The 25,082-nt window shown below is 65.2% G+C and carries 19 protein-coding genes; 14 read left to right on the forward strand and 5 right to left on the reverse strand.

Annotated elements, in window-relative coordinates:
* The first annotated feature begins 24 nt into the window (after positions 1–24).
* Positions 25–1,371 (forward strand): YibE/F family protein, encoded by a 1,347-nt coding sequence (locus BH93_RS23390; RefSeq protein ID WP_052064972.1) that lies wholly within the window; start codon positions 25–27, stop codon positions 1,369–1,371.
* A gap of 74 nt (positions 1,372–1,445) precedes the next feature.
* Here the strand turns inward: BH93_RS23390 and ald are convergent, their stop codons facing one another.
* Positions 1,446–2,528, reverse strand: coding sequence for an alanine dehydrogenase (gene ald, locus BH93_RS23395; RefSeq protein ID WP_037172858.1), 1,083 nt, complete (start codon positions 2,526–2,528; stop codon positions 1,446–1,448).
* A 116-nt stretch (positions 2,529–2,644) separates the two neighbouring features.
* On the opposite strand from ald, the gene BH93_RS23400 reads away from it, so the two are divergent.
* Complete coding sequence (locus BH93_RS23400; protein ID WP_037172859.1) at positions 2,645–3,169, forward strand: Lrp/AsnC family transcriptional regulator; 525 nt, start codon at positions 2,645–2,647, stop codon at positions 3,167–3,169.
* A 6-nt stretch (positions 3,170–3,175) separates the two neighbouring features.
* On the opposite strand, the gene BH93_RS27830 is transcribed toward BH93_RS23400, so the two are convergent.
* Positions 3,176–5,224 (reverse strand): Hsp70 family protein, encoded by a 2,049-nt coding sequence (locus BH93_RS27830; protein WP_197914472.1) that lies wholly within the window; start codon positions 5,222–5,224, stop codon positions 3,176–3,178.
* 163 nt (positions 5,225–5,387) lie between these two features.
* The gene (locus BH93_RS23410) at positions 5,388–6,836 is read right to left on the reverse strand and encodes a hypothetical protein (RefSeq protein WP_155290905.1); all 1,449 of its coding nucleotides are present in this window, start codon (positions 6,834–6,836) and stop codon (positions 5,388–5,390) included.
* Between the two features lie 251 nt (positions 6,837–7,087).
* On the opposite strand from BH93_RS23410, the gene BH93_RS23415 reads away from it, so the two are divergent.
* From BH93_RS23415 to BH93_RS23470, 12 genes are all read left to right on the forward strand, one after another.
* On the forward strand, positions 7,088–7,345 hold the full coding sequence (locus BH93_RS23415; RefSeq protein ID WP_032376192.1) for an acyl carrier protein: 258 nt from the start codon (positions 7,088–7,090) through the stop codon (positions 7,343–7,345).
* A gap of 4 nt (positions 7,346–7,349) precedes the next feature.
* Complete coding sequence (locus BH93_RS23420) at positions 7,350–8,504, forward strand: acyl-CoA dehydrogenase family protein (protein ID WP_037172862.1); 1,155 nt, start codon at positions 7,350–7,352, stop codon at positions 8,502–8,504.
* On the forward strand, positions 8,504–9,451 hold the full coding sequence (locus BH93_RS23425; protein ID WP_037172863.1) for an amino acid--[acyl-carrier-protein] ligase: 948 nt from the start codon (positions 8,504–8,506) through the stop codon (positions 9,449–9,451). The genes BH93_RS23420 and BH93_RS23425 overlap by 1 nt, the downstream gene beginning before the upstream one ends.
* Before the next feature lie 41 nt (positions 9,452–9,492).
* A complete protein-coding gene (locus tag BH93_RS23430) occupies positions 9,493–11,265 on the forward strand; it encodes a hypothetical protein (protein WP_242459044.1) in 1,773 nt (590 codons plus the stop codon).
* A gap of 110 nt (positions 11,266–11,375) precedes the next feature.
* Entirely contained in the window at positions 11,376–12,965 is a 1,590-nt protein-coding gene (locus BH93_RS23435) for a lipopolysaccharide biosynthesis protein (RefSeq protein ID WP_242459045.1), read from the forward strand.
* Positions 12,962–14,239: a hypothetical protein gene (locus BH93_RS23440; protein WP_155290906.1), complete on the forward strand. Its 1,278-nt coding sequence runs from the start codon at positions 12,962–12,964 to the stop codon at positions 14,237–14,239. Before BH93_RS23435 ends, BH93_RS23440 begins: the two co-directional genes overlap by 4 nt.
* Positions 14,236–14,937, forward strand: a complete 702-nt coding sequence (locus BH93_RS23445) for a DUF998 domain-containing protein (RefSeq protein ID WP_080738976.1) — start codon at positions 14,236–14,238, stop codon at positions 14,935–14,937. The genes BH93_RS23440 and BH93_RS23445 overlap by 4 nt, the downstream gene beginning before the upstream one ends.
* Positions 14,934–15,920, forward strand: coding sequence for a glycoside hydrolase family 16 protein (locus BH93_RS23450; RefSeq protein WP_052064975.1), 987 nt, complete (start codon positions 14,934–14,936; stop codon positions 15,918–15,920). The genes BH93_RS23445 and BH93_RS23450 overlap by 4 nt, the downstream gene beginning before the upstream one ends.
* Before the next feature lie 47 nt (positions 15,921–15,967).
* Positions 15,968–17,254 carry a glycosyltransferase family 2 protein gene (locus tag BH93_RS23455; protein WP_242459046.1) on the forward strand — a complete coding sequence of 429 codons (1,287 nt, stop codon included), beginning with the start codon at positions 15,968–15,970 and terminating at the stop codon, positions 17,252–17,254.
* Positions 17,235–19,487 carry a hypothetical protein gene (locus BH93_RS23460; RefSeq protein WP_052064976.1) on the forward strand — a complete coding sequence of 751 codons (2,253 nt, stop codon included), beginning with the start codon at positions 17,235–17,237 and terminating at the stop codon, positions 19,485–19,487. Before BH93_RS23455 ends, BH93_RS23460 begins: the two co-directional genes overlap by 20 nt.
* Before the next feature lie 213 nt (positions 19,488–19,700).
* Positions 19,701–20,558 carry a glycosyltransferase family 2 protein gene (locus BH93_RS23465; protein ID WP_080734185.1) on the forward strand — a complete coding sequence of 286 codons (858 nt, stop codon included), beginning with the start codon at positions 19,701–19,703 and terminating at the stop codon, positions 20,556–20,558.
* Positions 20,555–21,517: a glycosyltransferase family 2 protein gene (locus tag BH93_RS23470; protein WP_037172866.1), complete on the forward strand. Its 963-nt coding sequence runs from the start codon at positions 20,555–20,557 to the stop codon at positions 21,515–21,517. The genes BH93_RS23465 and BH93_RS23470 overlap by 4 nt, the downstream gene beginning before the upstream one ends.
* A gap of 43 nt (positions 21,518–21,560) precedes the next feature.
* Here the strand turns inward: BH93_RS23470 and BH93_RS23475 are convergent, their stop codons facing one another.
* Both BH93_RS23475 and BH93_RS23480 read right to left on the reverse strand, forming a co-directional pair.
* Positions 21,561–24,008, reverse strand: a complete 2,448-nt coding sequence (locus BH93_RS23475) for a glycoside hydrolase family 2 protein (RefSeq protein WP_052064977.1) — start codon at positions 24,006–24,008, stop codon at positions 21,561–21,563.
* Positions 24,005–25,009, reverse strand: coding sequence for a DUF1839 family protein (locus BH93_RS23480; RefSeq protein ID WP_052057764.1), 1,005 nt, complete (start codon positions 25,007–25,009; stop codon positions 24,005–24,007). The genes BH93_RS23475 and BH93_RS23480 overlap by 4 nt, the downstream gene beginning before the upstream one ends.
* Positions 25,010–25,082: the final 73 nt, after the last annotated feature.

Consider the following 25,082-nt stretch of genomic DNA (forward strand, 5'->3'; position numbering starts at 1 on the left):
ATGGCCCCGTACTAGCCTTGCACCGTGGAACCACACGGCAATCATCCCGACGGCACCAAGCCGGGCCTCGACTCCCATGTGGGCCACGGGCACGGACACAGCGACAGTCCGGTGCCGCTCGGCCCGGTAGCCGCCAAGGTCGTCGTCGGGCTGCTCGTCGTGATCGGCATAGCCGTCATCGCCGGTGCATTCGCGCTGTGGCCCAGCAAACAGAACATCGATATCCCACTGCCGTTCCAGACCTCGGGCGGAGGTGCGGTGTCCACCGAGGCGGGCACCATCACGTCGCAGAGCATCGGGCCCTGCGGGAGTCCCGACGCAGGCAGAGCGTTCACGGGCAACCCGACGCCTGCGGTCAACGACTCGTACGAATGTCAGCGCAGCATCGTCGACATCACGTCGGGCCAGGACGCGGGCAAGCGGACGGTGCTCGAGATCGCGCCGGGTCCCGGCCAACCGACGCTGAGCGCCGGTGAGGACATCCGACTGGTTCTGCAGTCAGATCCTTCCGGTGGAATCCGGTACTCCTTCAACGACTATTCCCGCGGGCTTCCGCTCGGGTTGATCGTCGGCGGGTTCGCCGTGGTCATCTGCGTCGTTGCCCGATGGCGGGGATTCCGCGCGCTGGTCGGCCTACTCATCGCGTTCGCCGTGCTGGTGGTGTTCATGCTGCCGGCTCTGCTCGACGGCGCACCCGCCATTCCCGTCGCTCTTGTCGCCGGTGCGGTGATCCTCTACGCCGTGCTGTATCTGGCGCACGGGGTGAATCTGCGCACCAGCTCGGCGCTACTGGGCACACTGACCTCGATGGGCCTGGCCGCAGTCCTGTCGTACGTCGCGATTCGGATGACGCACCTGACCGGGTTGTCGGAGGAACAGAACACCGCAGTGCAGACGTACATCGGCACCGTCAGTGTCACGGGGCTGCTGTTGGCCGGCTTCATCATCGGCTCGCTCGGTGTGCTCAACGACGTGACGATCACTCAGGCCTCGGCGGCCTTCGAGCTGGCATCGGTCGACGAGACCGCGTCGCGGCGCGAGATCTTCACCGCCGCGATGCGGGTGGGGCGCGATCACATCGCCAGTACCGTCTACACCCTCGTCCTCGCCTATGCCGGTGGCGCGCTGCCGCTGCTGTTGCTCTTCAGCGTCGCCGATCGGTCGATCCAGGACGTGTTGACCGGCGACGCCGTGTCGATCGAAATAGTCAGATCCTCCGTGGGCGGTGTAGCCCTCGCGTTGTCGGTGCCCCTCACCACCGCGATCGCCGTGCTCCTGGCCCGGCCGATCAACTCGTCCAAGAAAGGCGCGTCGTCGTCTCGGACGCCCAAGCCCGCTCGATCGCGGGGCTCGGGTCGCCACAGCGCGTAGAGCGGCTTCGCCGCACGTGCACGAAAGTTCGTAGTGGACTACGAGTTTCCGCTCACGTGCGGCGGAGCCGCTCCTCAGGCGAATGCAGCTGCGACGGTCTCCGACAACAGTGCACCGTTGTGCGTGCTCAGTCCTGCCTTCAGACCTGCGTCTGCCTCGCAGGCAGCTTCCCAACCCTTGTCGGCGAGTGCGACGACGTACGGCAGGGTGGCATTGGTGAGCGCGTAGGTGGACGTGCGCGGAACGGCTCCGGGCATGTTGGCGACGCAGTAGAACACCGACTCGTGCACCTTGTACGTGGGATCGGCGTGGGTGGTGGCGTGCGAATCCTCGAAGCAGCCGCCCTGATCGATGGCGATGTCGACCAGAACCGAACCCGGCTTCATACGCTGAACCAGGCTGTTGGATACCAACTTCGGAGCTTTGGCTCCGGGCACCAGCACTGCACCGATGACGAGATCCGCGGCGAGAACGGCTTGTTCGAGTTCGTACGCATTCGACACCAGAGTCTTGACGGCGCCGCGGTACTGATCGTCGATGGCACGCAGAGCCTTCACATCGAGATCGAGAACGGTGACGTCGGCGTGCATTCCGAAAGCGATTGCGGTGGCATTCTTTCCGGACACACCGGCTCCGATGGCGACGACATTGGCGGGACGTACTCCGGGCACTCCGCCCATGAGAACTCCACGTCCTCCTTCGCTGGACATCAGGTGGTAGGCACCGGCCTGCGGCGCGAGGCGTCCGGCAACTTCACTCATCGGCGCGAGCAGCGGCAGCGAACCGTCTGCGGCAGTGACCGTTTCGTAGGCGATGGCCGTGGTACCCGAATCGAGCAGCGCATCGGTGCAGGCCTTCGACGCCGCGAGATGCAGGTAGGTGAACAGCACCTGTCCCTTGCGCAGGCGTGAATACTCTTCGGCGATAGGTTCTTTGACCTTCAGCAGCAGCTCGGCTGTTTCCCAGACCTCGGCGGCATCGGTGAGGATCTGTGCACCGGCGGCCTTGTAGTCGGTGTCGGTGAACGACGATCCGGCTCCTGCCTCGGTTTCGATGATCACTTCGTGTCCTCGCGAGACCAGTTCGTGCACGCCTGCCGGGGTGATGGCCACCCGGTATTCGTGGTTCTTGATCTCGCGTGGAATTCCGATCTTCATGGCGGCCTCCTCGGTGGTGGGTGACGTGAAGCAGTGGCTCCATCCGTGTAGGCCAACTATGAATTATCTACGGAATACCCGCAACGGAAGTGAACATAATTCTGTAAGCTCCTGGAATGGTGAGCAATAGTTCGTTCGAGACGGGCGGCACGGGGTCCCAGCCGAACGATGTTCGGCCCATCCCGTTGGACCGGATCGATCACATCCTGCTCGACGAGCTGCGCCGCGACGCCCGTACACCCAACAACGCACTCGCTGCCGCCGCCGGTGTTGCTCCGTCCACCGCACTGGCCCGGGTTCGTGCGCTCGTCGAACGCGGTGTCATCCGCGGATTTCACGCCGACATCGATCCCGAGGCCCTCGGCCAAGGCATCCAGGCCATGATTTCGGTCCGGCTCCAAGCAGATGCTCGACGGCGGATCAGCGAATTCGGATCGAAGATCGCCTCCCGAAAAGAGACGCTGAACATCTACTTCATTGCCGGTGCCGACGACTTCCTCGTGCACGTGGCAACCGTCGACACCGCCACGCTCCGCGATTTCGTCGTCGAGAATCTCAGCGCCGACCCTGCCGTCGCCGCAACCGAGACGATCCTGATCTTCGAACACATCAGACCGCGAAACACTCACGGAGAGAGGTGAGTCGGGTCAGGGAGCAGCCGGAGCGATCGGCGGGAAGCCGGGCAGCGTGAAGTCCGGGAAGCCCGGAATCAGCGGCGGCGGCTGTTGCGTCGTCGGGGGGACGGACTCGACCGGCGGCGGCGGTGCGGGCTCGGCCGTGGTGGTCGTCGTCGGTTCCGGCGTCCACGGCTCCTGGTAGACCTCGGTCTCCGTCGGCTCGGTGGTCGGTTCGACGGTGGTTTCCGGCGCGGGGGGCGGCAACACCGGAGCAGGTGTCTCCGACGTGGGCGCAACCGTCGTGACGGCCGGAGCCTGAGTTTGAGTGCGGCTCACCGAGGTGTCGACCACCTGCGGCGTGTTCTGATGGGTGAGCATGAACCCGGATACGCCTACCACTGCGGCGAGGCCGAGCGCGAGCACACCCCCGGTGCGAAGCCTGCGCCGAGCACGGGTTCGATCGTCCTCACCGTCGTCGTCGTCGTAGTCGGCATCGAGCCAGTAGATGTTCTTCAGCTGGAACGGAACCGGCTTACCGTCGTCGTCGACCGTCGCCTCGGTGTCGACCCGCTTCTCGGGTGCCTGCGTAACACTGTGCGCTACAGCAGTTTCGGCCACCTCCGAGTCATCGACCGAGTCCTCGACCGCGTCCTCGACGGTGCCCTCCCCGGCATTCGTGCTCAACGCAACGACCTCCCCGTCGACCCGCGCCCCCTGCACGTGGTCGTCGAGAACATCATCCGCTACAGCCGGAGACGACTCCGGCTCGACAGCAAGAGAATTGGGAGAATCGACAAGGGAATCGGTGAATCTCGAGGATTCGAACCCGCCGACCGTACTCGTGGGGTCCACCGCGTCGGCGATCGTGGTGTCGTCCGGAGCCGACGCGACCCAGGGACGCGCGGGCACCGGACGGGTTGCGATCGGAGCCGGAGCAGGCACCGGCGGTGCGGCGTGCATCGATTCGGTGCGAGCCGGAATCGGTCGGACCGGCGCCGCCGGCGGCGGAGTAGGTTGCGGGGGCCGAGGCCGCGCCACCCGAGACTGCGGCGGACGCGGCGGTGCCGGTCGGTGCTGTGGAACCGGCGCAGATGTGAGGGCCGAGTCGACTCGAGTCGCGGGGTCGACCCCATCCGAGGGTTGCGGTACCACCTGCCGGTTCGCGTCGAGGCTCCGTCGCGGATCGGTTCGAGTGCGCGAGTGAGGTCGCGCGGCCAGAGCCGCTCCACGCGCTGCGACGGTCTCGGGCTCGGGAGGCACGATCGACGGCAGTTCCAGCAGCGGCCCGACGCGATTCTGCACGATCGGCATGCGTGCGCCTCCACCGATCAGCACGACGGCGTCGATGGGCACGTTCGCGCCGATCAACACTCCGCGCGCAAATTCGATGGCTTCGTCGAGCAGGTCGGTGATCAACAGCTCGAAATTCTCGCGCGAGAGCAGAATCATTCCGCTCGCATCGGGCAGGCACACCGCATCCTGGGTGGACAGGCGTTCCTTGGCGATTCGGCAGCGCTTCTCGAACAGTGCGATGTCGGGGTCCGTCGTCTTCTTGCCGAGACGCTGGAGCTGGTTGTTGCGTACGTAGGCGTCGAGCAGATCGCCGCTGTACTCACCCGATCGCTGCGAGGCGGTGACGGTGCGCTGCACCAGGTCGACGACGCTGACCGTCAGTCCGGAACTGCCGAGATCGAACAACGCGACCGATCTGTGGTCACGGGCCTCGCCGGTTGCCGCGAGGTACTCGATGACGGCTTCCACCTCGTGCACCAGGTGGTAGTTGTGCAGGTGCGCACCGGCGAGCGCGGCATGCAGCGCATCGGCCTGCCGAGGGTCGCGGTAGGCGACACCGGTGGCGAGTTCGGGCTCGGTTTCGACGGCCGCACCGATCGACTCGGCAGCCAGATGCGGGAGGTCGCCGCCCACGCTGTCGATCAGTTCGTTACGGAAGAACAGTGGCCGCTCGATGTCGGTGACCAGGCCGGAAGCGTCGGCGACGGGAGCCTGGAACTGCTCGGCTCGGGGCTGCGCCGTGCGCACAGCCCGGGTCCCCATGGACACCCCAAGCAGCACAGTCACAGTTGTCGGCCTCACTTCGTTCGGCAGTTACGGCGGACGCGGTACACCTCGTCCAGAGCGCCAGGCTACCGCCTCGACCGAAACTACGGGGTGCGCGCCCCAGAGCAGCCACGACAGGACAGGTCTCGCTCCCCGTTCCAGCCACCCGTTCCCGCCCCGCGGTCTATTCCGGCAGTTCCGAACCGATATCAGGTCGGTAGAGCTCGCCGTCGTAGGTGAAAGCTCGCTCGTACAGATCTGCATCCGACAGGCGAACCGGTCCCTGGACGGGAAGCTCGGCCGGCCCGGGAGCTGCATCTTCGGCCGGTCCGGCCGCGTCGGCGAGCGCGGCAGCGAAGCCGGCATCGACCGGAATCTGCTCGTCGATGAGCGGAGTGGGTGCCGGAGTGTTTCCTCGGGTGAACACCAGACCTGCCACCGCGACGATCACCAGGGCCACCGCCGCCAGCACGGATGCGTCGCGCACCGACCATCTCGTCGTGCGCCGCGCCGGCTGGGTGACGACATCGGGTTCGAGAACCTCAGGCTGTTCGACCGCAGGCTCTACAACCGCGGGCCCGATCACCGAAGTGTCGGCTGCGGCAGCGTCGAAGACGGTCGAGGTGATCGCCAGTTCTTCGGTGGCGAGCTGATCGACGGTCAGGCCGTCGACCATCCACTCGTCGACCGCGCCGAAATCCGTGGTCCCGGGCGCATCGAGAAGCTCCGACGCATCGTCCGGCACGGTGATGATTCCCACATCCGCGTCCAGAACATCCGCATCGAGAACACCTGCCTCGAGAACACCGGCATCCGGAACATCGGTGTCGACGGCCGCTCCGAGAACCGGTCTCTCGTCGAGCGCTGCGCCCTTGGCGATGGCCATTGCCGGCGCGTCGGGCACATGGACCGGGACATTCCATTTGTCTTCGATGATGGTGCGCACCGCGGGAATGGCTGCGCCGCCGCCGATGAGCAGTACCGCGTCGGGAGCCTGCTTGGACGCCCAGTCCAGGGCGTCGGACACGAGTGGGGTGATCTCGCGCTCGAATTCCTTGCGGCTGAGCAACATCGGGCCGCGGTTCGGTGCCCGGACACCCGCCGACGAGCTGACGAGTTCCTTGAGTTCACGGAAGAAGGCTTGATATTCCTCGTCGCCCTCCGGGCCGACCGGTGCAGGCAGGATGCCCTTGGCCATCACGATGCCGCGGACCACCTCGTCGAAGCGATCGCCGCTGATGTCGACGGTGCGTGCGGTCCACTCGATGTAGTCGCCTGCGACGTCGAGCGCGGTGGCCGACAGCCCCTTCTTGCCCAGGTCGACCACCAGCACGTAGTCCTTGTCGGCCAGTTCCGGAACCGTGCGCGCATAGGCCATCAGGGCCTGAGATTCCTCGACCATGCGGGCCTTGGGGACCGTTCGGTCGCCCAGAGTGTCGAGAAGGGCCGTGACGGCTGCGGTGTCCCACCCGGCGAGCACGATGTCCTCGAACGGGCCGTGGTCGACCAGCTTGCCGGGCAGCAGGTCGTGTGCGCCCGCTGCGTCGATGGAGTCTTCGACGCGGCGCCCGTCCGCGATGTACGCGATGCGCACGGCACCGGTACCGACGGACACCCCGCAGACTCCACTCATCGACCAGACAGTCCTTTGCACATTGCGATTCGGCGCCCGATCCGGCGCCCTCACGAGCCCCCGCTCCACTCGAAGTGTACGGCGGTCCAGAGGACCGATGCGGGCATCGAACTAACGCTACTAAACAATCTAGGATATTGTTTGGGAGGGTCTGGGGAGACTTTGGGTCGAAAAGGCGCGCAGCCAGCGGACCTGGAGACGACTACGAGGCCGTCCGGTCTCGTGGTTAACGCGATCGGTGGAGGTTTTCGATGCAGACGCTCAATGCTCAGGACGTGGTTCGGGTGCGAACTGTTCTGGAGAAATTCGGAAAGCTGCCGGTCCCCGTGGAGGGCATCGACGAAGCCGCCGATCTGTACGACAGCGGCCTGACCTCGCACGCGAGCGTCAACGTGATGATCGCCCTCGAGGACGAGTTCGACGTCGAATTCCCCGACACCATGCTGCAGAAGTCGACGTTCGGCAGCATCAACGCCATCGCCGCGGCCATCGCCCAGCTGACGGACTGAAGCCATGACCACCGTCTACGAGAGCTCGATCGACCAGTCGATGACCGACGTGCTGGCCGTTCTGCGGACCTATGCCGACGAAGTCGATCGCGATGCCCGTTTCCCCACCGAATCGGTGGATGCGCTGCGCGACGCCGGGCTGCTCGGTGTCGGAATTCCGCGCGAGTTCGGCGGTGGCGGGGCAACCCTGACAGACATCGCCCGCATCGCGCGTGCCCTCGGCTCCGAGTGCGCATCGACGGCGATGATCTTCGTCATGCACCAGTCGCAGGTGCTCAGCATCGTGCGCCACGGCAAGTCCGACGCCATGGCAGAGCTGCAGCGACGAATTGTGACCGATCGCATCCTGGTGGCCTCTGCCACTACCGAGATCAACATCGGCGGCGACGTCCGCTCGAGCAGTTGTGCGGTGGAGTACGACGGTGAGCGGATCACCCTGAGCAAGAACGCGCCTGTCATCTCGTACGGGGAGTACGCACAGATCGTGCTGGCGACGGCGCGACGCAGCGTCGACAGCCCGCCGAGCGACCAGGTCCTGGTGGTGTGCGAGAAGCCCGATGTGACGCTCGAGAAGACCGGCACCTGGGACACCCTCGGATTCCGCGGCACCTGCAGTCCCGGCTTCATGCTGGCCGCGCGCACGACGACGTCGAACATTCTGGGCGACAACTACGGCGACATCTCCGCGCAGACCATGCTGCCGGTGGCACACGTGCTGTGGGGATCGGCCTGGCTCGGCATAGCCGACGCCGCCGTGACCAAGGCGCGCAAGTCCGTACAGAAGGCCGCGCGCAAGACACCGGGAATACCGCCGCCGAGCGCACTGCGTCTGGCGGAGTTGATGGTGGTTCACGAGCAGCTGGTGGACACGGTGTTCGGCGCAGCTGCGAAGTTCGAGGCCGTCGCAGACAGTCCGGCCGAGCTCGGAGCCATCGGTTTTGCGCTCAAGATCAACAATGTCAAGGTCACCGCGTCGACGCTCGTCATCGACATCGTCGGCAAAGCCCTGCAGATCTGCGGCATCTCGGGCTACCGACAGGACGGCGAGCTCAGCATCGGCCGGCACCTCCGAGATGCGCACGGGTCCGCAATCATGGTGAGCAACGAGCGCATTCTCGGCCACAACTCGCAGCTCTCCCTCGTCTACAAGGGAAAATGATGACAACCACACAGTCTGCACCGGAGACCGAACTCAGCGAACTCGACTCCGCCCGAGCAGCTTTCCGCGCCGAACTCATCGACGCGGGCCTGTTGGTGCCCAGCTCGATTCCCGGATTGTACGGGCGCAGCGGCGAATTCGAGGACATCATCGAATTCATCGATGCTCGCGTCGTCGCGGCCGGGGCCACCGAGCACGGCTATCGGGCCAAGCGATTCCGCTTCGCTCCGGTCTTCCCCCGAGAGGCCTTCGAGCGCACCGATTACATCGCGTCGTTCCCCAATCTCACCGGTGCCATCAATACGTTCGAGGGGGACAACAAGGAGCACGCAGCGTTGTTGGCGGAGAGATCCGACGGCAAGGACTGGGATCACTTTCTGCATTCCGCCGGAACCATGTTGGTCTCGGCGGCCTGCCACCCGTCGTACTCGATGCTCACCGGAACACTGCCGGCCGACGGTGCCCTGATGGACATCTACGGCTTCTGCTTCCGGCACGAGCCTGCGGTCGATCCGGCTCGGATGCAAGCATTTCGGATGCACGAGTTCGTCCGCGTCGGCACCCCCGACGAGGCGATCGAGCACCGCGAACGCTGGGTGCCGCGCGGCTTGCAGGTGCTGGCAGATCTGGGACTCGAAGCCGAGGCGGTCATCGCCAACGATCCGTTCTTCGGTCGCGCCGGACGCATGCTCGCGGCAAACCAGCGCAACGAGAACCTCAAGACCGAACTGGTCGTCAAGCTCTACGGAGATCTGGACGACGGCACCGCGGTCGTCTCGTGCAACTGCCACCGCGACCACTTCGGCCACACCTTCGACATCTCCACCGTCGACGGCGAACCGGCTCACAGTGCATGCGTCGGGTTCGGTATGGAACGCATCGCGCTGGCCATGCTCCGCACCCACGGGCTCGATCGCTCCGCGTGGCCGGCTGCACTGCGCCCCTGATCGATTCCGCTTCACCCGTGTACGCAGAAGGACCATTTGAAGTGAACAGTTCCCGCACCGCTCCTCGGCGCATCGGCTCCGTTCCCGCCGAGTCCTCCTCGCGTAGCCCGGGCGGCAAGTACCCGACGTGGTTCGGCCCGTCCGATTCACCTCTGTTCGGTACCGTCCACGTGCCGTCCGACGGCCGGGCTCGCGGAGGCGTCGTCCTGTGCCCGCCGCTCGGCAAGGAGCAGGTGGACTCGTACCGGGGCATGACTCTGCTGGCGCAGAAGCTCTGTGCGCAGGGACTTCTGGTGTTGCGATTCGACTACCGCGGCACCGGAGATTCGTGGGGAGATCAGGACGGGCCCGGCGCGGTCGGGCACTGGCAGCGCAGCGTCGTCGAGGCCGTTGCCTATGTGCGCAGTTGCGGTGTGGGCGAGGTCGGGCTGGTCGGCCTACGCATGGGTGCGCTCCTGGCCTGTTCGGTCGCCGCCGAGTGTGGACCACTGACCGCGTTGACACTGTGGGATCCGGTCGTCCGCGGACGGTCGTATCTGCACGAGCAGCGCGCACTGTATTCGGTCAGCGTCACCACCGATTCCGACGCCGATCCCCGTGTGTCGATCATCGGCGCTGTGCTGCATCCCGATTCGGTCGCAGACTTCGCCGCACTCGACGCCGCCAAGACGACGACCGACGCACCGGTACTGGTCGCCACCCGCGCCGAGCGAGGTGACTCCAAGCCGGTACGCCGACTGGTCGACGCACTCTCGGCCGACGAGCACACGTTGTCCGGTCACGACGACTTTCTCGAGCCGAGCGACTTCGAGGTCATCATCCCGGCCGCCGACATCGCCACTCTCGCCACCTGGACGGCGTCGAAGTTCCCGAGCCGACCCGCCTACGACGTCGAGGTGCTGCGTCGAACGCGATCAGTGGTCGACGGAATCGCCGAGAGCATCGAATTCCTCGGCGTGCAAGACCTTTTCGCGATTCGTTCCAGTTCGGATCGATGCCTACCCGGTGGGCCGACGGTTGTGTTCTACCCCACCGCGAACGAGCACCGCGTCGGTCCGGTGCGGATGTGGGTGGAACTGGCCCGGCTTCTCCCCTGGTTCGGAGTCTCCACGGTGCGCTTCGATCGGCGTGGCACCGGCGAGTCCGGTGCCGTCACCGATGGGGAGGTGACTCGGCTCTACAGTTCCGAAGGAAACGAGGACGCCCTCACCGCCGTCCAGCAGTCGGGTACCTCCCCCGACAATGTGCTGGTGTCCGGAATGTGCTCGGGGTCATGGTATTCCAGCTTCGCTGCCCGAGAGATGGGAGTGCGGTCGGCAGTACTTCTCAACACGCTGGACTGGACCACTCGTCGACTCGAGTTCGTCAAACGCTCCTCGATGCACACCGAGGAGACAGGACTGCGGGCGCGCGTACTCGATCGACTGCACCACTGGGGTGTCGCGACCAAGAATGCATTGCAACCGCGGATTCCCTATGCCCTCTGGATCTGGCTCGGACGGCGCGGACTGATTCAGGTTCCCGAGATCTCGTTGCGCCTTCTCAGCGATCGGGGCGTGCGGACGCAGGTACTGCTCTCTCCCTCCGACGCCACCTGGTTCGAGACCAACCGGGGGCCGGAAGGTATGCGCCGGTTGCAGCGTCGAGCATCCGTCCCCACTGTCACGTCGTTCGAGTCCGGTGATCATTCGCTCTACGGCCGCGATCTACGGGAGAACGTGAGAGCCGAGCTGATCGCGGCCACGTCCGCTGCGTTCGACATCGAGATCTCCGCGCCGTCGCCGCCTGTAGCAGTGGGGCGGGTCCGGCTGTGAAGCACCGCGCTCCCAGGATCGCGCCACCCAAACACGAGCAGCTCGAACAGCTTCGGTGGTATCCGGTCGAACCTGCGCGGTTCGACATGGGTTTGATGAACAGTCCGACGATGCCGGTTTCGACCGTGCCACGTCACACTTCGGTCCGCGTGTTGGATACCAACCCCGATCACCTCGCCGCAGCCGACGTGAAGTCGGTACCCGAATCGGGACCGGGTTCGAAGGCGTCCGACCGTAACCTCGCGCTCAATTCGCTGGCACTGATGCTCTCGACGGCCATCACCGGGGCGCTCGGATTGCTGTTCTGGGCTGCGGCCGGCCGCCTCTATCCCGTGGCAGAGGTCGGCAGCGCGTCTGCCGTCATCACGTCCGCGGTGATGCTCTCGACGCTCTCCAACCTGAGCCTCGGTTCGATGTACGAGCGATTCCTTCCGGTCTCGGGCCGGTTGGCGAAATCGTTCATCGTGCGCGGCTATCTCACCGTCACGGCGTTCGCATTCGTGCTCGGCGGCGGCTTCCTCCTGGTCGCTCCCAGGGACGAGATGTTCACCAACACCGCCGAAATCGTGACGTTCCCGTTCTTCGTCGCGGTGCTCGCGGTGTTCGCACTTCAAGATCAGACCTCGTCCGGTCTCGGTGTTGCACGCTGGGCTGCCGGCAAGAACGTCTTCCACGCCGTCCTGAAGTTCATCCTGCTGTTGGCGCTCTTCACCACCGAGCGCAGTACCTCGATCATCTCTGCGTGGGCGGTCCCCGCGATCGTGGCATCGATCTTCGTCCTGCGCGCCATCATGAAGAACGTGCGCACCGAACAGCGGTACGCCGGCAAGCCGGATCTGCCGCCCAGACGCGAAATGTGGGCGTACTTCGGCTCGGCCTACGGCATCACCGCTCTCGGTTCGCTCGCTCCACTGCTCGTGCCGATGATCGTCGTCGCCACCCTCGGAGCCGAGCAGAACGCATACTTCTCCCTCACCTGGTCGATCGTGAGCGCCCTCTACATTCTGATCAGTGTTCTGATCGGCCCGTATGTCGCCGAGGTCGCCGCACATCCCGAACAGTTCCACCGCCTGACCAAACGGTTCATGACTCTCGTGTGCATCGTTGCTGTCGGAGGGTCGATCTTCCTGGCCTTCATCGCACCGTTCGGCCTCGGCTTGATCGGCCAGGGTTACCGCGACCAGGGCACCATCATCGTGCAGCTCGCCGCGCTCACCATTCCGTTGTCGGTGGTCGGTTCCCTCTACGACGGTTTGGCTCGTGTCCGCCGACGCATGCGATTGGCCGTGATCGTGCAGGTCGTGGCCACCTCGCTCATCATCGGTGGATCGATCGGACTGTCGTCGTCGATGGGCATCGCGGCCGTGGGCTGGGCCTACCTCGCTGCCGAGGCATTCGGCGCGCTCGTGCTGATCGTGCCGCTGATTCGGTGGATCCGTGAGCTGTCGGCAGGCAGCAACGGCCAGTCCGGCAACGATGCAGGATCATCCGACCATCCCGGTCCACGCGGGCCGATCGACGATCGTGACGGCGGCTCCCCTCGCGAGAGTCGACGAGAACCCCGACACGGTGGACCCCGTCACGGTGAAACGGGACGTCGCGAACCTCGTCGCAGCGAGCCACAGGACGCGCCGCCGCAGCACGACGAACCGTCGCCGCGTCGCATTCCGGTGCACGCTCAACACAGGACGGCACCATGACCCAGATCTATCGAGCAAGTTCGTTGGACATGCTTCGGTCCGATTCACGAATCGTGACCGTGCTGGGGCCTGCGGATTTCGGCGATCTCGCACGTGTGCAGAGCCGCGTGCTCGCGTTGGCGTCCATCGGTCCGGCAACTCGACTGGGTCTGCGCGCCCAACAGTCAACGGCGGCATGGGATTTCGAGCCGGATCGGGTTGTCGAGCACATCACCGAGGGCCCTCACGTCGACCACGAGCAGTTGGCCGAGGAGTTGACCGAGTTCTCGCACGCGTCCGCTGCCGAGGTTCCCGTTCGGATCCGTCTGGCCGGTCGGTACCTGTTCCTGGATCTCAATCACGGCCTCGGCGACGCCCTGTTGCCGGTCGACCTGTTCGCCTACTTGGCCGACGCCACCCCGAACGCTTCGCTTCCGGCCTGGGCCGGCAGTAAAGTGGAGGGGCATCCTTTACGAAAGTCACTGCTGCACTGGGCTGTTCGCAATCCGCGGAAGGTTCTCGACACGATCTACGGCCGCGTTCGTCCCGGCATGAAGCAGGAATCCGCAGAATCGACCGAGGTATCCGGCACCGCATCGCCGGCATTTGTGCCCTGGACACCGTCCGCCGCGGTCGCCGTTGCCGTGACGCCGGCGGGCACCACCACCGCGATTCGTCGGTGGCGAGAATCCCATCTGCCCGGTGCGAGTGTCAGTGCCGTGATGTGCGCGGCCGTGTCCACGGCATTCGTGCGTACGTCGTTTTCGGTCGCTCGATCCGCCGGGTTTCTCTTCGACTGCCGCCGCTACCTCCCGCCGTCGACCACGGTGCTCGGCAATTTCGCCGCCGGGATCGGTTTCACCGACATCGATCCCGCCTCGCCCGGTGAGGTGAACGACGCGTTGTCCGGTGCCATCGACAAGGGCCGTCCGATCGCGTCCGCGACGATCAGCACGATCAAGTACAAGCGCGAGCATCGAGCTGTTTCCGGTGTGTTCGACGACCGCGTTCCGGTGCGGCCGAACGTCGAACTCATGTTCTCGGATGTCGGTAGAGTCAGGCAGCTGGAGCCGGTTTCCTGGATCGCCGAACCTGCCGACCGAGCGTTCTTCGTGATCGCGGCTCCCGGTAGACCGGAGTCGGTGATGATCACGATGGAGACCATCGATTCGGTCGTGTTCGTCTCGGCATCGTTCCACGACAATGTTTTCGACAGTCACACCGTGCAGGCAGCACTCGATCTCGTGGCAGCCGACCCCCTCGCCTTGCTCGCCCCTCAGGAGAAGACCGCATGACCACCGAAGCGAAATCCGAAGTGAACGCCGCGACGGCGCGGGCCGAGCCGACCGCAGCAGCGAAACGATCGCGCTTCGTTGCCCATGTCGCTCGGTGGGCGGGTCTGTCGGTGGTGCAGTTCGTCCTCGTCGAGTACATCGTCTCGGCTACGTGGCGTGGGCTCTACAGCTACCGGAACAATTACATCAGCGAACTCGGAATCCCCTTCTGCGGTCCTGTCGGCGATTGGCCGTGCAGCCAGCTCTACGTCCTGCTGAACGCCTCGATGGTGCTGTTCGGTGTGGCGATCGCGGCCGTGGGCGGATCGTGGTACATCGTTCGCCGGATCGATGGCAGGGCAGCCTCGTTCTTCGTCGTTGCCGGTGCGGGTGCGATCACGGCCGGCGTCGTCAACCAGGGCGTGAACTACCCGATTCACTCGTTCGGTGCCACCGTGTTCTTCATCTTCGGGAACTTCGGCCTCGTCGTCGCCGGTGGGCACCGAAGCCTGCGACGAACGATCCGCATCGTGGTCACTGCGCTGGGTGCCGTCGGTCTGGCCGGGTACTTCGCCTACATGGGTGGTCACGAATTCGGACTCGGAATCGGCTCCATGGAACGCGTCGCCACCTACTCCCTTCTGGTGGGCGTCCTGGTCCTCTCGGTCTCGCAGTTCAACGCGACGCGAGTGCCGAAAACCCTCGACGAGTCCGCGTGAGCCGTCACTCCGCATCGGGCGGGGAGTCCGGCACAGGGACCGTCGAGGTCTCGCGGCTCCCCGGCTCCGGCTTGCTCGTCGAGCGTCCGCGCCGCCGTTGGCCGTCGGTGCTGGCATTTCTCGTCGTGCTGGGACTGGTCGTCACCGGCACCGTGTACGGAATTGCGCATCGCTCGGACGGATCCGAGGCCGATGGTCGATCCACGGCCGAGGGCGGCGTCGACGCCACCTCCACGACGTCGGCGTCGAACACCGCCGCAGCCAAGCCCGGATACACCGTCTACGACGACTTCTCGGGAACGGCGGGCGACGCGTTGGCGGACGACCGATGGAGCCACGACGTCGGTCGGACCGGTTGGGGAAACAACGAGAAGCAGGACTACACCGACTCGACCGAGAATTCCTCCCTCGACGGCCAGGGCCACATGGTCATCAACGCCATGCGCAACGGTGACGGCTACACCTCGGCCCGAGTGACCACCAAGGACAAGTTCGAGTTCACCTACGGCCGCGTCGAGGCTCGGATCGAGATGCCTGCCGGAGCCGGACTGCACCCGGCGTTCTGGATGCTCGGTACCGATCTGGACTCCGTCGGCTGGCCCCTCTCCGGCGAAATCGACATCATGGAGACCCTGAACCAGGCAGACCAGTACCACACCGGAATCCATGCGCCCCAGCCAAATTCGCTCACCAGCCAGAAAGTGGACGCAGGCGGCATTCCACCGGAGCCGCTGTCGGAGGGCTTCCACACCTACTGGGTCGAACGCTCACCCGGCCGCGTGACCACCGGCATCGACGACACCACCTTGGCCACCGTCACCCCGGCCGACCTCGTCGGCGGAAACGACTACTGGGTGTTCGACAAGCCGTTCTTTCTGCTGTTCAACGTCGCCGTTGCCGGCGACTGGCCCGGGCCAACCGACAATTCGACGCCGTACCCGGCGACCATGGCCGTCGACTGGGTGCGGTATCGCACCGATTGAGACCGCAGTACCTGCCCTATGTGTGTCACCCGAAAGGATCCCCTCCCGTGTTACCTCCCGCGCTCCCCAGACTCCAGTCTCCCGAATGGGACGGTGCCGTGTGGATCGGTGACATCGACCTGGAGCAGGATCTTCCGGAGTCTCTCGCCCTCGACGATTCCGACGGCTACCGGCGTGCCCGGCTGTTGATCCGACGCGGACTGGACCCGCTCGGCTTCGTCGAACTCGATGTCGTCGACGGCGCGGTCGCGGCAGAAGACGCGCGACGAGCGGCCATGTCTCTCGCGCAGGTTCCTATGCCCGAGGCTCTGCCGGAACCCGGCCGGTCACTGCCCCCGATCACGGTGGTGATCTGCACCCGGGATCGGGTCGATCACCTGAAGGGCGCGCTCGCATCGGTGTCCGCTCTGGAATACCCGGATTTCGAGGTGGTCGTCGTCGACAACGCCTCTCCGACCGATGCGACGCAGCAGTACGTCCACGGTCTGAGCGACAAGCGCATTCGCGTTGTGTCCGAACCGACGGCAGGGCTGTCGAGGGCGAGGAACACGGGTCTGCGTGCGGCGCGAAACACCATCGTCGCGTTCACCGACGACGATGTCGCGGTGGATGCGAAGTGGTTGCAGAGCATCGCGCGCGGTTTCGCACGAGCCGACCGGGTGACGTGCGTGTCCGGGATCGTGCCGAGCGGGGAGATCAGAACCCAGGCGCAAGCGTACTTCGACCGCCGTGTCGGGTGGGCGAGTTCGGTCACGCCTCGGGTCTACGACCTGAAGAACCCCCCGGACGACGTACCGCTGTTTCCGTTCCAGGTCGGCATGTACGGAACCGGGGCCAATTTCGCCGTGGACCGCGGTCGGATGTTCGATCTGGGAGGATTCGACGAGGCGTTGGGAGTCGGCTCCCCGACCAACGGCGGTGAGGACCTCGACATGTTCTTTCGGGTATTGATGGCGGGCGACAAGCTGGTGTACGAGCCGGCGGCCATCGTGTGGCACCGGCACCGCGCCGACTCGGATGCCTTGGCGGTGCAGGCCCGCGGTTACGGCCTCGGCCTCGGTGCCTGGCTGTACACCGTCGCCACGAACCGCAGATCTGCGATGCTCGCGGCCACGGTGGCGTTCCGCCGGCTCGGCAGCGCAATTCGGTTGTCGGCCAAGATGAGCAAGGTCGCGTCGCCCCCTGACGATCTTGCTGCCGACCTACCGGACGGCATCGGCCGAATGGAATTGCTGTCCATCGCCAAGGGCCCCGCGGCCATTCGGCGCAGCAGGCGCGAAGGTCGCGAGCGCACTCCGTTGGCGGGGGTGAGCCGTGAGCCGGTCCTCGACTGATTCCAGCCACCGGTCCCTCGGGGACCTGCGGCACAAGCTGTTCGTCCCCTCCGACTGGACCCTCGAATGGCCGGTCGGCACAACCGATACCGCGGCAGGCACGACGCGACGCGCGGGCAGTCGACTGCGCTACGCCGACATCGCCGTTCTGGCAGCGGGGTCCGGTCTGGCCTCGATGATCGCGCTGCCCACGCTCGTTCGCGTCGTGCTGCTCACGGTCCTGTTGTTCTTCGGGCCGGGTGCGGCAATTCTGTCGTGGGTTCGCATCCCCCGTACCGCGGTTCCGGCTGCGCTGCCGATTCTGAGCATCTCGGTGGTGACACTGATGGTGTCGGCGGCGATGTGGGGATACCGCTGGTCGCCCCGGATGTGGACGTTGTGGCTGTGTCTGGCCCTGATCGGCTCGTCGGTGCTGTGGTACCGCAAGCACGGTCGTCCCGACCTGCCCGAGTGGATCGCGCGCACACGTGCGGTCGTCTCACCGTCGTCACGCGCCGCGGCCTTCGCGTCGACCAAGTTCGTACTGACCGACCGAGATACACTGCGCCGCAACGTTGCCGGCCTGATTCTCGCATTGGCCTTCTTTCTGTGGCTGCCGATGCTGCCCGGTCTCGAACGAGCGACGTACTCGCAGTTCGGGTTGCTGACCGCCGGCACCGGCCCTGGCCTCGTGCTGTGCATGGTCCTGATCATCGCTGCGTTCCTGATCGCACTGCGGCGGAATCAGCTGCGCACCATGATGGTCGCGGTCGGCCTCGCCATCGTGGTGCAACGATTCACCGTCACACTGATCACGTCCGCACCGATCTACGACTGGACGTACAAGCACGTCGCCGTCACCGAATTCGTCCTCGACCTGAACCGGCTGGCCCCGAGCGGGGTGGACATCTACAGCGAGTGGCCGAGCTTCTTCCTCGTCTCGGCGTGGTTCCAGCACGTCACCGGCTACGACACACTGTCGCTGGCGCACGTGTTCGCGCCGATGATCCACGTGGTGCTCGCCGCGTGCATCTACGGTTTGGCCCGAGTCATGAAGTTCACCAAGCGGGCCGCCGTCACCGCCGCGATGCTCGCCGAGGTCGTCAACTGGGTGGGCCAGGACTACTACTCCCCGCAGGCCTGGGCGCTGCTGCTCGCCGTCGGCTTCCTGGCGCTGCTGATGTCCTCGCCGCTGACCCGATCCGCGGCGTTCCTGTCGATAATTCCGTTCGCAGCGCTGGTGCCGACGCATCAGTTGACTCCGTACTGGTTGATGGCCGTCACCGGTGTACTGCTGGTGACCCGACGAGCCAAGCCGTGGTGGCTGATGATTCCGCTCGGCGTCATCCTGCTGGGGTATCTGTATCCACGGTTGCCGATCGTGGCACCGTACGGGCTCTTCCAGGGGTTCGACCCGGTTCAGAACGCGGCGAGCAACGTCCAGGAAGAGGGCGTGCTGGGCAAACAGATCACGTCCCTGGTCTGCCGGGCGCTGTCCGGCGGGGTGTTCGGCCTGGCGTTCGTCTCGGCGATCTACGCCTGGCGTACCAAGAAGACGTTCTGGGCCCCGATGGTGATGGCATTCGGCTCGATCATGCTGCTCGCCGGGCAGAGCTACGGCGGCGAGGCGATCTTCCGGGTGTACCTCTACGCGATCCCCGGGTGCGTTCTGTTGATCACGCCGATGTTCCTCGCCTTGTTCGACCGTCAGCCGTCCCAGGACCGGCCGTCGCGGGCCCGCAGGCTCACCGCCCGCACCTCGGTCGCGGTCGCCACGGCCGGCGCGATCGGTTCGGCTGTCCTCGGCCTGCAAGCGTATTTCGGACTGTGGCCGATCGTGCTCGAGCATCGTGACCAGATCGACGACGCCCGCGCGGTGGCCGCCCAGTCGCCCTCCGGCACCGCCGTCACGATGCTCTACTCCTCGGGCTACCCAGCTCGGTCGACATCGGACTACGGCCGTCTGACCGAGGCCAACGACTACTGGGACGTTCCTCTGTACGCTCTCGGCCCCGAGTACATGCAGGGGTTCCCGACGCCGGAGAAGCTCGGCCAGATCGACTACAACGCGTCGGTCAGCGATACACCGACGTACATGGTGTTGACTCGGCAGTCGCTGGAAGCGATGCACTACTACGGGTTCGTTCCCGACGACGCCGTGAACCGTTTCCGGCAGTGGCTGCGCACCAACTCGGCGTGGTCGGTTCGGTACCAGGATGCCGACACGATCGTCTACCAGTACCGATCCCGGTAGCCGGATCACAAACTATGACTAGCGTCTCTAAACAATCTCCCAGTTGGTTTGTTTGCAGCTTGACAAACTCGTCGCATCTTTTAAGCTTGCTATCAGTCAATGGAAACAGGTTCTAACGCTTCACAACAAGCGCCAAGACACTGTCTGTGGATGCGGCGGGGGTCGTTTCACGGAGCTCGGAGACATCTGCCCATCGCACTCGACCCATGTGGAATGGATATGTTGAATCGTCAGAATCCCCGCGTCAGTGTCGTCATCCCGACGCTCAACGAGGCCGCGAACCTTCGCCATGTCCTCCCCCTGCTCTCCCACGACTACGAGCTCGTGCTCGTCGACGGTGGATCCGTCGACGGCACCATCGATGCCGCTCGCGAGATCCGCGGCGACATCCGCATCATCAAGCAGACCCGCAAGGGCAAGGGCAATGCGCTCGCCTGTGGCTTCGAGGCTGCCACCGGGGACATCATCGTCATGTTCGACGCCGATGGTTCTGCCGATGCTGCCGAGATCCCGCGCTTCGTCGAGGCCCTGATCGCCGGTGCAGACTTCGCCAAGGGCAGCCGGTTCTGCGAGGGAGGCGGCAGCCACGACATCACGCCGCTGCGTCGCGCCGGCAACGGCGGCCTGCACCTGGTGGCGAACACGCTGTTCGGAACCCGCTTCTCCGATCTCTGCTACGGCTACAACGCCTTCTGGCGCGACCTGGTGCCGGTGCTGGATCTGCCCGTCGTCGATCAGCCCGGAGCCGAGGGCATGATGCTCTGGGGCGACGGATTCGAGATCGAGACCATCATCAACTGCCGCTTCGCCGAGGCCTCCGTTCGTATCGAAGAGGTGCCGAGCGTCGAACTGGCCCGGATCTACGGCCAGAGCAACCTGCGCACCTTCTCCGACGGCTTCCGAGTACTGCGCACACTGATGACCGAGCGCATGCGAGCTCGCCGCATCAAGCGCAAGTCCATCGTTCGTCCGTTGCGTGAGTCGATCGACGCTCGTACCGACATGGACCTCGAGTTCGAGGCCCTGGAGTCGTACAACGAGGTTCTCGAACTGCGCGAGAGGACGGCGTGAGTCTGCCGACTTCCTCGGTCGTCATCTGCGCGTACACGTTGGCTCGGTGGTCCGAACTTCGGATCGCCGTGCGTGCCGTCCTCGATCAGGCCGTACCGGCCGACGAGTTGATCGTCGTCATCGATCACAACGCACAGCTGGCCGAGCGCGCACGCGAGGAGTTCCTGCCGCTGCACGACACCGTGAACGTGGTGGAGAACAACCACCCGCGCGGCTTGTCCGGTGCGCGCAACACCTCTCTGGATCTCGCTACCGGTGACATCGTCGTCTTCCTGGACGACGACGCATCGCCGCGCACCACAGAGTGGCTCGGAGCCATTCTGTCCCATTACTCGGACGATGCCGTGTACGCCGTTGGGGGCTCTGCATACCCGGTATGGCCGGACAAACGTCCGGCCTTCTTACCGGCCGAGGTAGTGGGTGAACCCGGCGAACTCGATTGGGTCGTCGGGTGCACCTACCGCGGACAGCCAACGGAAACCGCTCAGGTCCGCAATCTCATGGGCGCGAACATGTCGTTCCGCCGCGAACCGGTCGTCGCACTCGGCGGATTCGTCTCCGGCATAGGCCGAATCGGTCGAGTTCCGCTCGGCTGCGAGGAAACGGAACTGTGCATCCGTCTACGCCAGACGCATCCCGATGCACAGATCGTGTTCGACCCCTCGATCGTCGTCGATCACACGGTCAGCGCAGACCGCACTCGTCCGCGCTACCTCATCACTCGCAGCTACGCCGAGGGCGTCTCGAAGGCAGCTATCGCCCGCTTGATCGGGGCCGAGGACGCCCTGTCCTCGGAGCGGGCCTACACCGCCAAGATCCTGCCTCGCGCAGTCGGTCGCGAAACCAGTGCCGCTGCCCGCGGTAATCCGGTGCGCGCCTGGGGTGCGATGGCCGTGGTGGCAAGCGTCGGGGCGGCCGGAATCGGCTATGCCCGAGGCAAACTCAGCACAAACCGCTAGCGGCACGTGCACGGCTTGGACCATGGACTGAATTCGTAGTCCACTACGAGTTCAGTCTATGACCCAAGCTGTTCACGACCGTCGGTGCCACCGAGGCCCGCTCCACGGAATTAAGCGCCCGGATGTGTCCGCGGGGCGCGCCATCACCGACAAGAGTCAACGTCCGGGGTTCGTTCGGCGCCAGGTGGAACCACGAGTCGGACACCTCGAAATTCTCGATGTCGACACAGACGTACTGCGCCGCCCACTCGGATATGACCGTCAATTCCCATGTTCCGGAATGTGTCTCGGTCACCTCGGCGGACAATCCCACAGTGTTCTGACAGGCCTGCGGGCCGACGAGGACGGTGGTTCGTGTCACCTCCACCCCACTGGCGTCCAGGAATGCGGCGGTGACGGCGGAGTAGGTTCGACGGCCGAAGCGATACGCGTGATTGACGTCGGTGAACGTGCCGACGATGGAGTCCACCGTCAGCGCCACCGAGGAGTTCGTGCCCACCTTCACCGACTGCTCGAATTCGTGACTGCCCCGAGAGGCGTGCAGCACCACTCGTACCGTGCCCGTGCGCGCCGGGCCGTCGTTGACCAATTCCACCGAGTAACCGTCGAGTCCGTTGTCGGACAACAGTAGAGCTATAGGCGCGCTGGCCCGCGCCAAGGCGTAGAAGGGCGCTTTCGGCACACCGGCGCTATCGACTATGCCCCAGCCGGCACCGGGAACCGTATCCCGCAACGTGAGCACCAGGGCACCGGCGCACCCCGAGGATGCCCGACGCCAGTGGCCGAACGCTTCGGTGAACGCTTCGACCGTCGCGGCTCTGCCGTAATCGAGGTACAGCTCGGCGTCGTCCCGGCGAATCAGATGCGGATCGACGCCGAAGATGCTGCGTACGTAGTGATCTCGCACGTCCTCGAAATCCCAGGACGAGCCGCGATCGCGTGGAACGGCGGCTTTCCATTCCGGGTGGTGGCCGGCCACTGCGGCGGACCCGAAGAACCTCTCCACCGACGCTCGCTCCGGAGGAACGGCAAAAGCCAGACACTCTGCCGCGAAACGTACACCGGCGGTGCGGATATCGGACAACGGACGCAGGTAGCCGCCGACCCCGAAGTAGTGGGCGATACCGTCACCCACATGCGTGTGCAATTCCCCCTGCACACTGGACGGGCTCGATGTCACATACGCCACCGCGGGCAGGCGATCGGCCAGAAAGCCGGGAACAACGCTGTCCAGCATTTCCATTCGCTGATCGTCGGCGGCAAGCCCCAGCATCGTCGGTTGCTGCTGCGTCTCGCTTCCTCCGCTGACGACCATCAGTGCGGGGTTCGCCGACACGGTATCGGCCAACGCGTCGAGCTCGCGGGCGACCGACGCCGTGAAGGTCTCGTCGGTGGGTGGATCGACGGTGCCGAACATGAGGTCCTGCCACACCATGATGCCCAGTTCTGCACACAGCGACCAGAATTCGGGCTGCTCGTACACCAGGGTGCCGACCACCCGCACCATGTTCAGGCCCGCGGATCGGAGCTGTTCGAGCGCGGCACGCAGTTCGGCCTCCGAGGACCACAACCGCACCGGATTCAGCGGCGTCCACGTTCCACCTCGACAGAACACGTCCGCTCCGTTGACCACGAGTTGCGCGCCGCCCGCGGTACGGTCCAGCTCCACCGTACGAAACCCGACAACCCCCATGCGATGAACGGTGCCGTCGATCTCGAGCGCCACCCGGTAGGTTCGCGGTCGGCCGTGCGTGTGCGGCCACCAGAGTTCGACATCCGGCAACGTCAGAGTCGAATCGATGTGCTCGACCGTGCCGAGCTCGACTGTGTGAACCGAAGAGATGGTGTCGTCGATGATAATTCGAGCGTCTCGTGGCGAATCCAGCTCGGCGCGCAGAACCACGATGCCGTCGGTGCCGGACACAGCTGTCGACAGTTCGCTGCGACGAACGTCGGGAATCGGCGTCATCGACACCGGACGCCATGGTCCGACGGCGATCGGAAGGGGCCCGTACACGGGCGCCCGGCCGAGCATCGTCGTGCGCTCGTGCCGAAGTCCCTGCGCTGCAATCAACGACGATCGCCATCGCCCGCGTGGACGTCGGGACTTCAGCTGCGCATTAAGCGATTCGATGTGCAGGGCAATACGAACTGTTGGCCCGCATTCGGTCAGATCGACGATCTCGGGAACGAACATCGACGTCACCGTTCGGCGGTGGTTGCCGTCGATCCAGATCTGGGCACGAGTTGCGATGCCGCCGAACGTCACTCGCACCCGACGGTGGTCGGCGGTGGAGACCTCCGCGACGAACCACCAGTCGTGATCGTCCGGGTTCACTCCAGAAAGCGACGCGCCGAGGGCCGACGCCACCGTTCCGGGCACCTCTGCGTCGATCCACTCGAGATCGGCGGGTAGATCACCGGGGTCGAGAACCGAGCCGGCGTCGGTTCTGGCCAGCTGCCACCGAGCGCCGTCGAGCAGATCGATCACGTGCCCACTGCGCCTGCAACGAGATCCATGGCTGCCGCCCAGTTCTTGCTCATCTCGATCAGCGGCTCGTCGAGCACGACGTCCCGGCCACGTGCGGCGCGTGCCATTCGGAATTGCACGGCCTTGGCACCGGAGGCGGCATCGCGGAAGTGTGGTGCTGCCGCGGCAGCACCGGGCGCACCGCGTCCGTCGAGGTATTCGACGTAATTCGCCGCGAGCTCTGCGGTGGCTCCGAATTGGCGGAGCAGTCCGAACGACCACAGGTGGAATGCGTCGGGCCCGGCGGTTTGGACGAGCGGAATGTCGGCCACGATGCGCCGGGCAAGTGCATCGACCGGGTTTCCCGGTGCCCGCCGTGCCAGGTGCGCGCGAGCGACGTCGAGGTCTCGATCACCGAATCCGGCATCGAGTACCGCAGAGTCCACGCGGATCTGCTCGACGTAGGGCAGCAACACCTCGGCATGCGGTTCGGGAGCGAGGTTGAATATCCCGTCGAAGTCGGCCCCGGTGAGATCGAAGTACCCGCGATTGTGGAAGTACCCCATCACCTTGTCCTCGCGGTTGACGAGGTTCGGCACGATGGTGGTCTTGGTGTGCTGGTTTCGGTAGCTGGTGCCTGCGGTGTCGGGCAGCCAGAAGCCGTCGACTTCGACGGTGACGTGGATACCGTCGTCCAGACCCTCGACCACATGCTCGAGCACGGGCCGCCACACGTTCATCTCGGCCACGTCAATGCCGTAGAGGGTGCGCAGGTCCTCGGGCATGATCTTCACGAAGTCCCATTGCCTGCCGTCGCACCCGGCACTGAGCACGAACGCCAGAGCGGGAGTGGGATCCGCGCCGAGAGAGTGCAGAACCTCTATCCAGAGATCGACGTAACAGTTGGTTTCGGTCCAGATGCGGTCGTGATTGTGAATCGGGTGCGGTCGGTACGTGATGGGGTCCAGCTCGAGGACCCGTAACCCGGTTCCGAGCCTGTCCAGCACTGCATCGTTCGACATGAAGCCTCTCCTACCGGATCGAATGTCGGACGGTCCCCGAGCCGCATTTGTCCGTATTGCCTGTATCCAGGCC

It is taken from the genome of Rhodococcoides fascians A25f (assembly GCF_000760935.2).
Lineage (GTDB): Bacteria > Actinomycetota > Actinomycetes > Mycobacteriales > Mycobacteriaceae > Rhodococcoides.

Bases quoted from the DNA above. Each gene is read 5' to 3' on its own strand.
- ald (WP_037172858.1), bottom strand. From the start codon at position 2,528: ATGAAGATCGGAATTCCACGCGAGATCAAGAACCACGAATACCGGGTG.
- BH93_RS23400 (WP_037172859.1), top strand. From the start codon at position 2,645: ATGGTGAGCAATAGTTCGTTCGAGACGGGCGGCACGGGGTCCCAGCCG.
- BH93_RS23410 (WP_155290905.1), bottom strand. From the start codon at position 6,836: ATGAGTGGAGTCTGCGGGGTGTCCGTCGGTACCGGTGCCGTGCGCATC.
- BH93_RS23415 (WP_032376192.1), top strand. From the start codon at position 7,088: ATGCAGACGCTCAATGCTCAGGACGTGGTTCGGGTGCGAACTGTTCTG.
- BH93_RS23420 (WP_037172862.1), top strand. From the start codon at position 7,350: ATGACCACCGTCTACGAGAGCTCGATCGACCAGTCGATGACCGACGTG.
- BH93_RS23425 (WP_037172863.1), top strand. From the start codon at position 8,504: ATGACAACCACACAGTCTGCACCGGAGACCGAACTCAGCGAACTCGAC.
- BH93_RS23435 (WP_242459045.1), top strand. From the start codon at position 11,376: ATGCCGGTTTCGACCGTGCCACGTCACACTTCGGTCCGCGTGTTGGAT.
- BH93_RS23440 (WP_155290906.1), top strand. From the start codon at position 12,962: ATGACCCAGATCTATCGAGCAAGTTCGTTGGACATGCTTCGGTCCGAT.
- BH93_RS23445 (WP_080738976.1), top strand. From the start codon at position 14,236: ATGACCACCGAAGCGAAATCCGAAGTGAACGCCGCGACGGCGCGGGCC.
- BH93_RS23465 (WP_080734185.1), top strand. From the start codon at position 19,701: ATGGATATGTTGAATCGTCAGAATCCCCGCGTCAGTGTCGTCATCCCG.
- BH93_RS23480 (WP_052057764.1), bottom strand. From the start codon at position 25,009: ATGTCGAACGATGCAGTGCTGGACAGGCTCGGAACCGGGTTACGGGTC.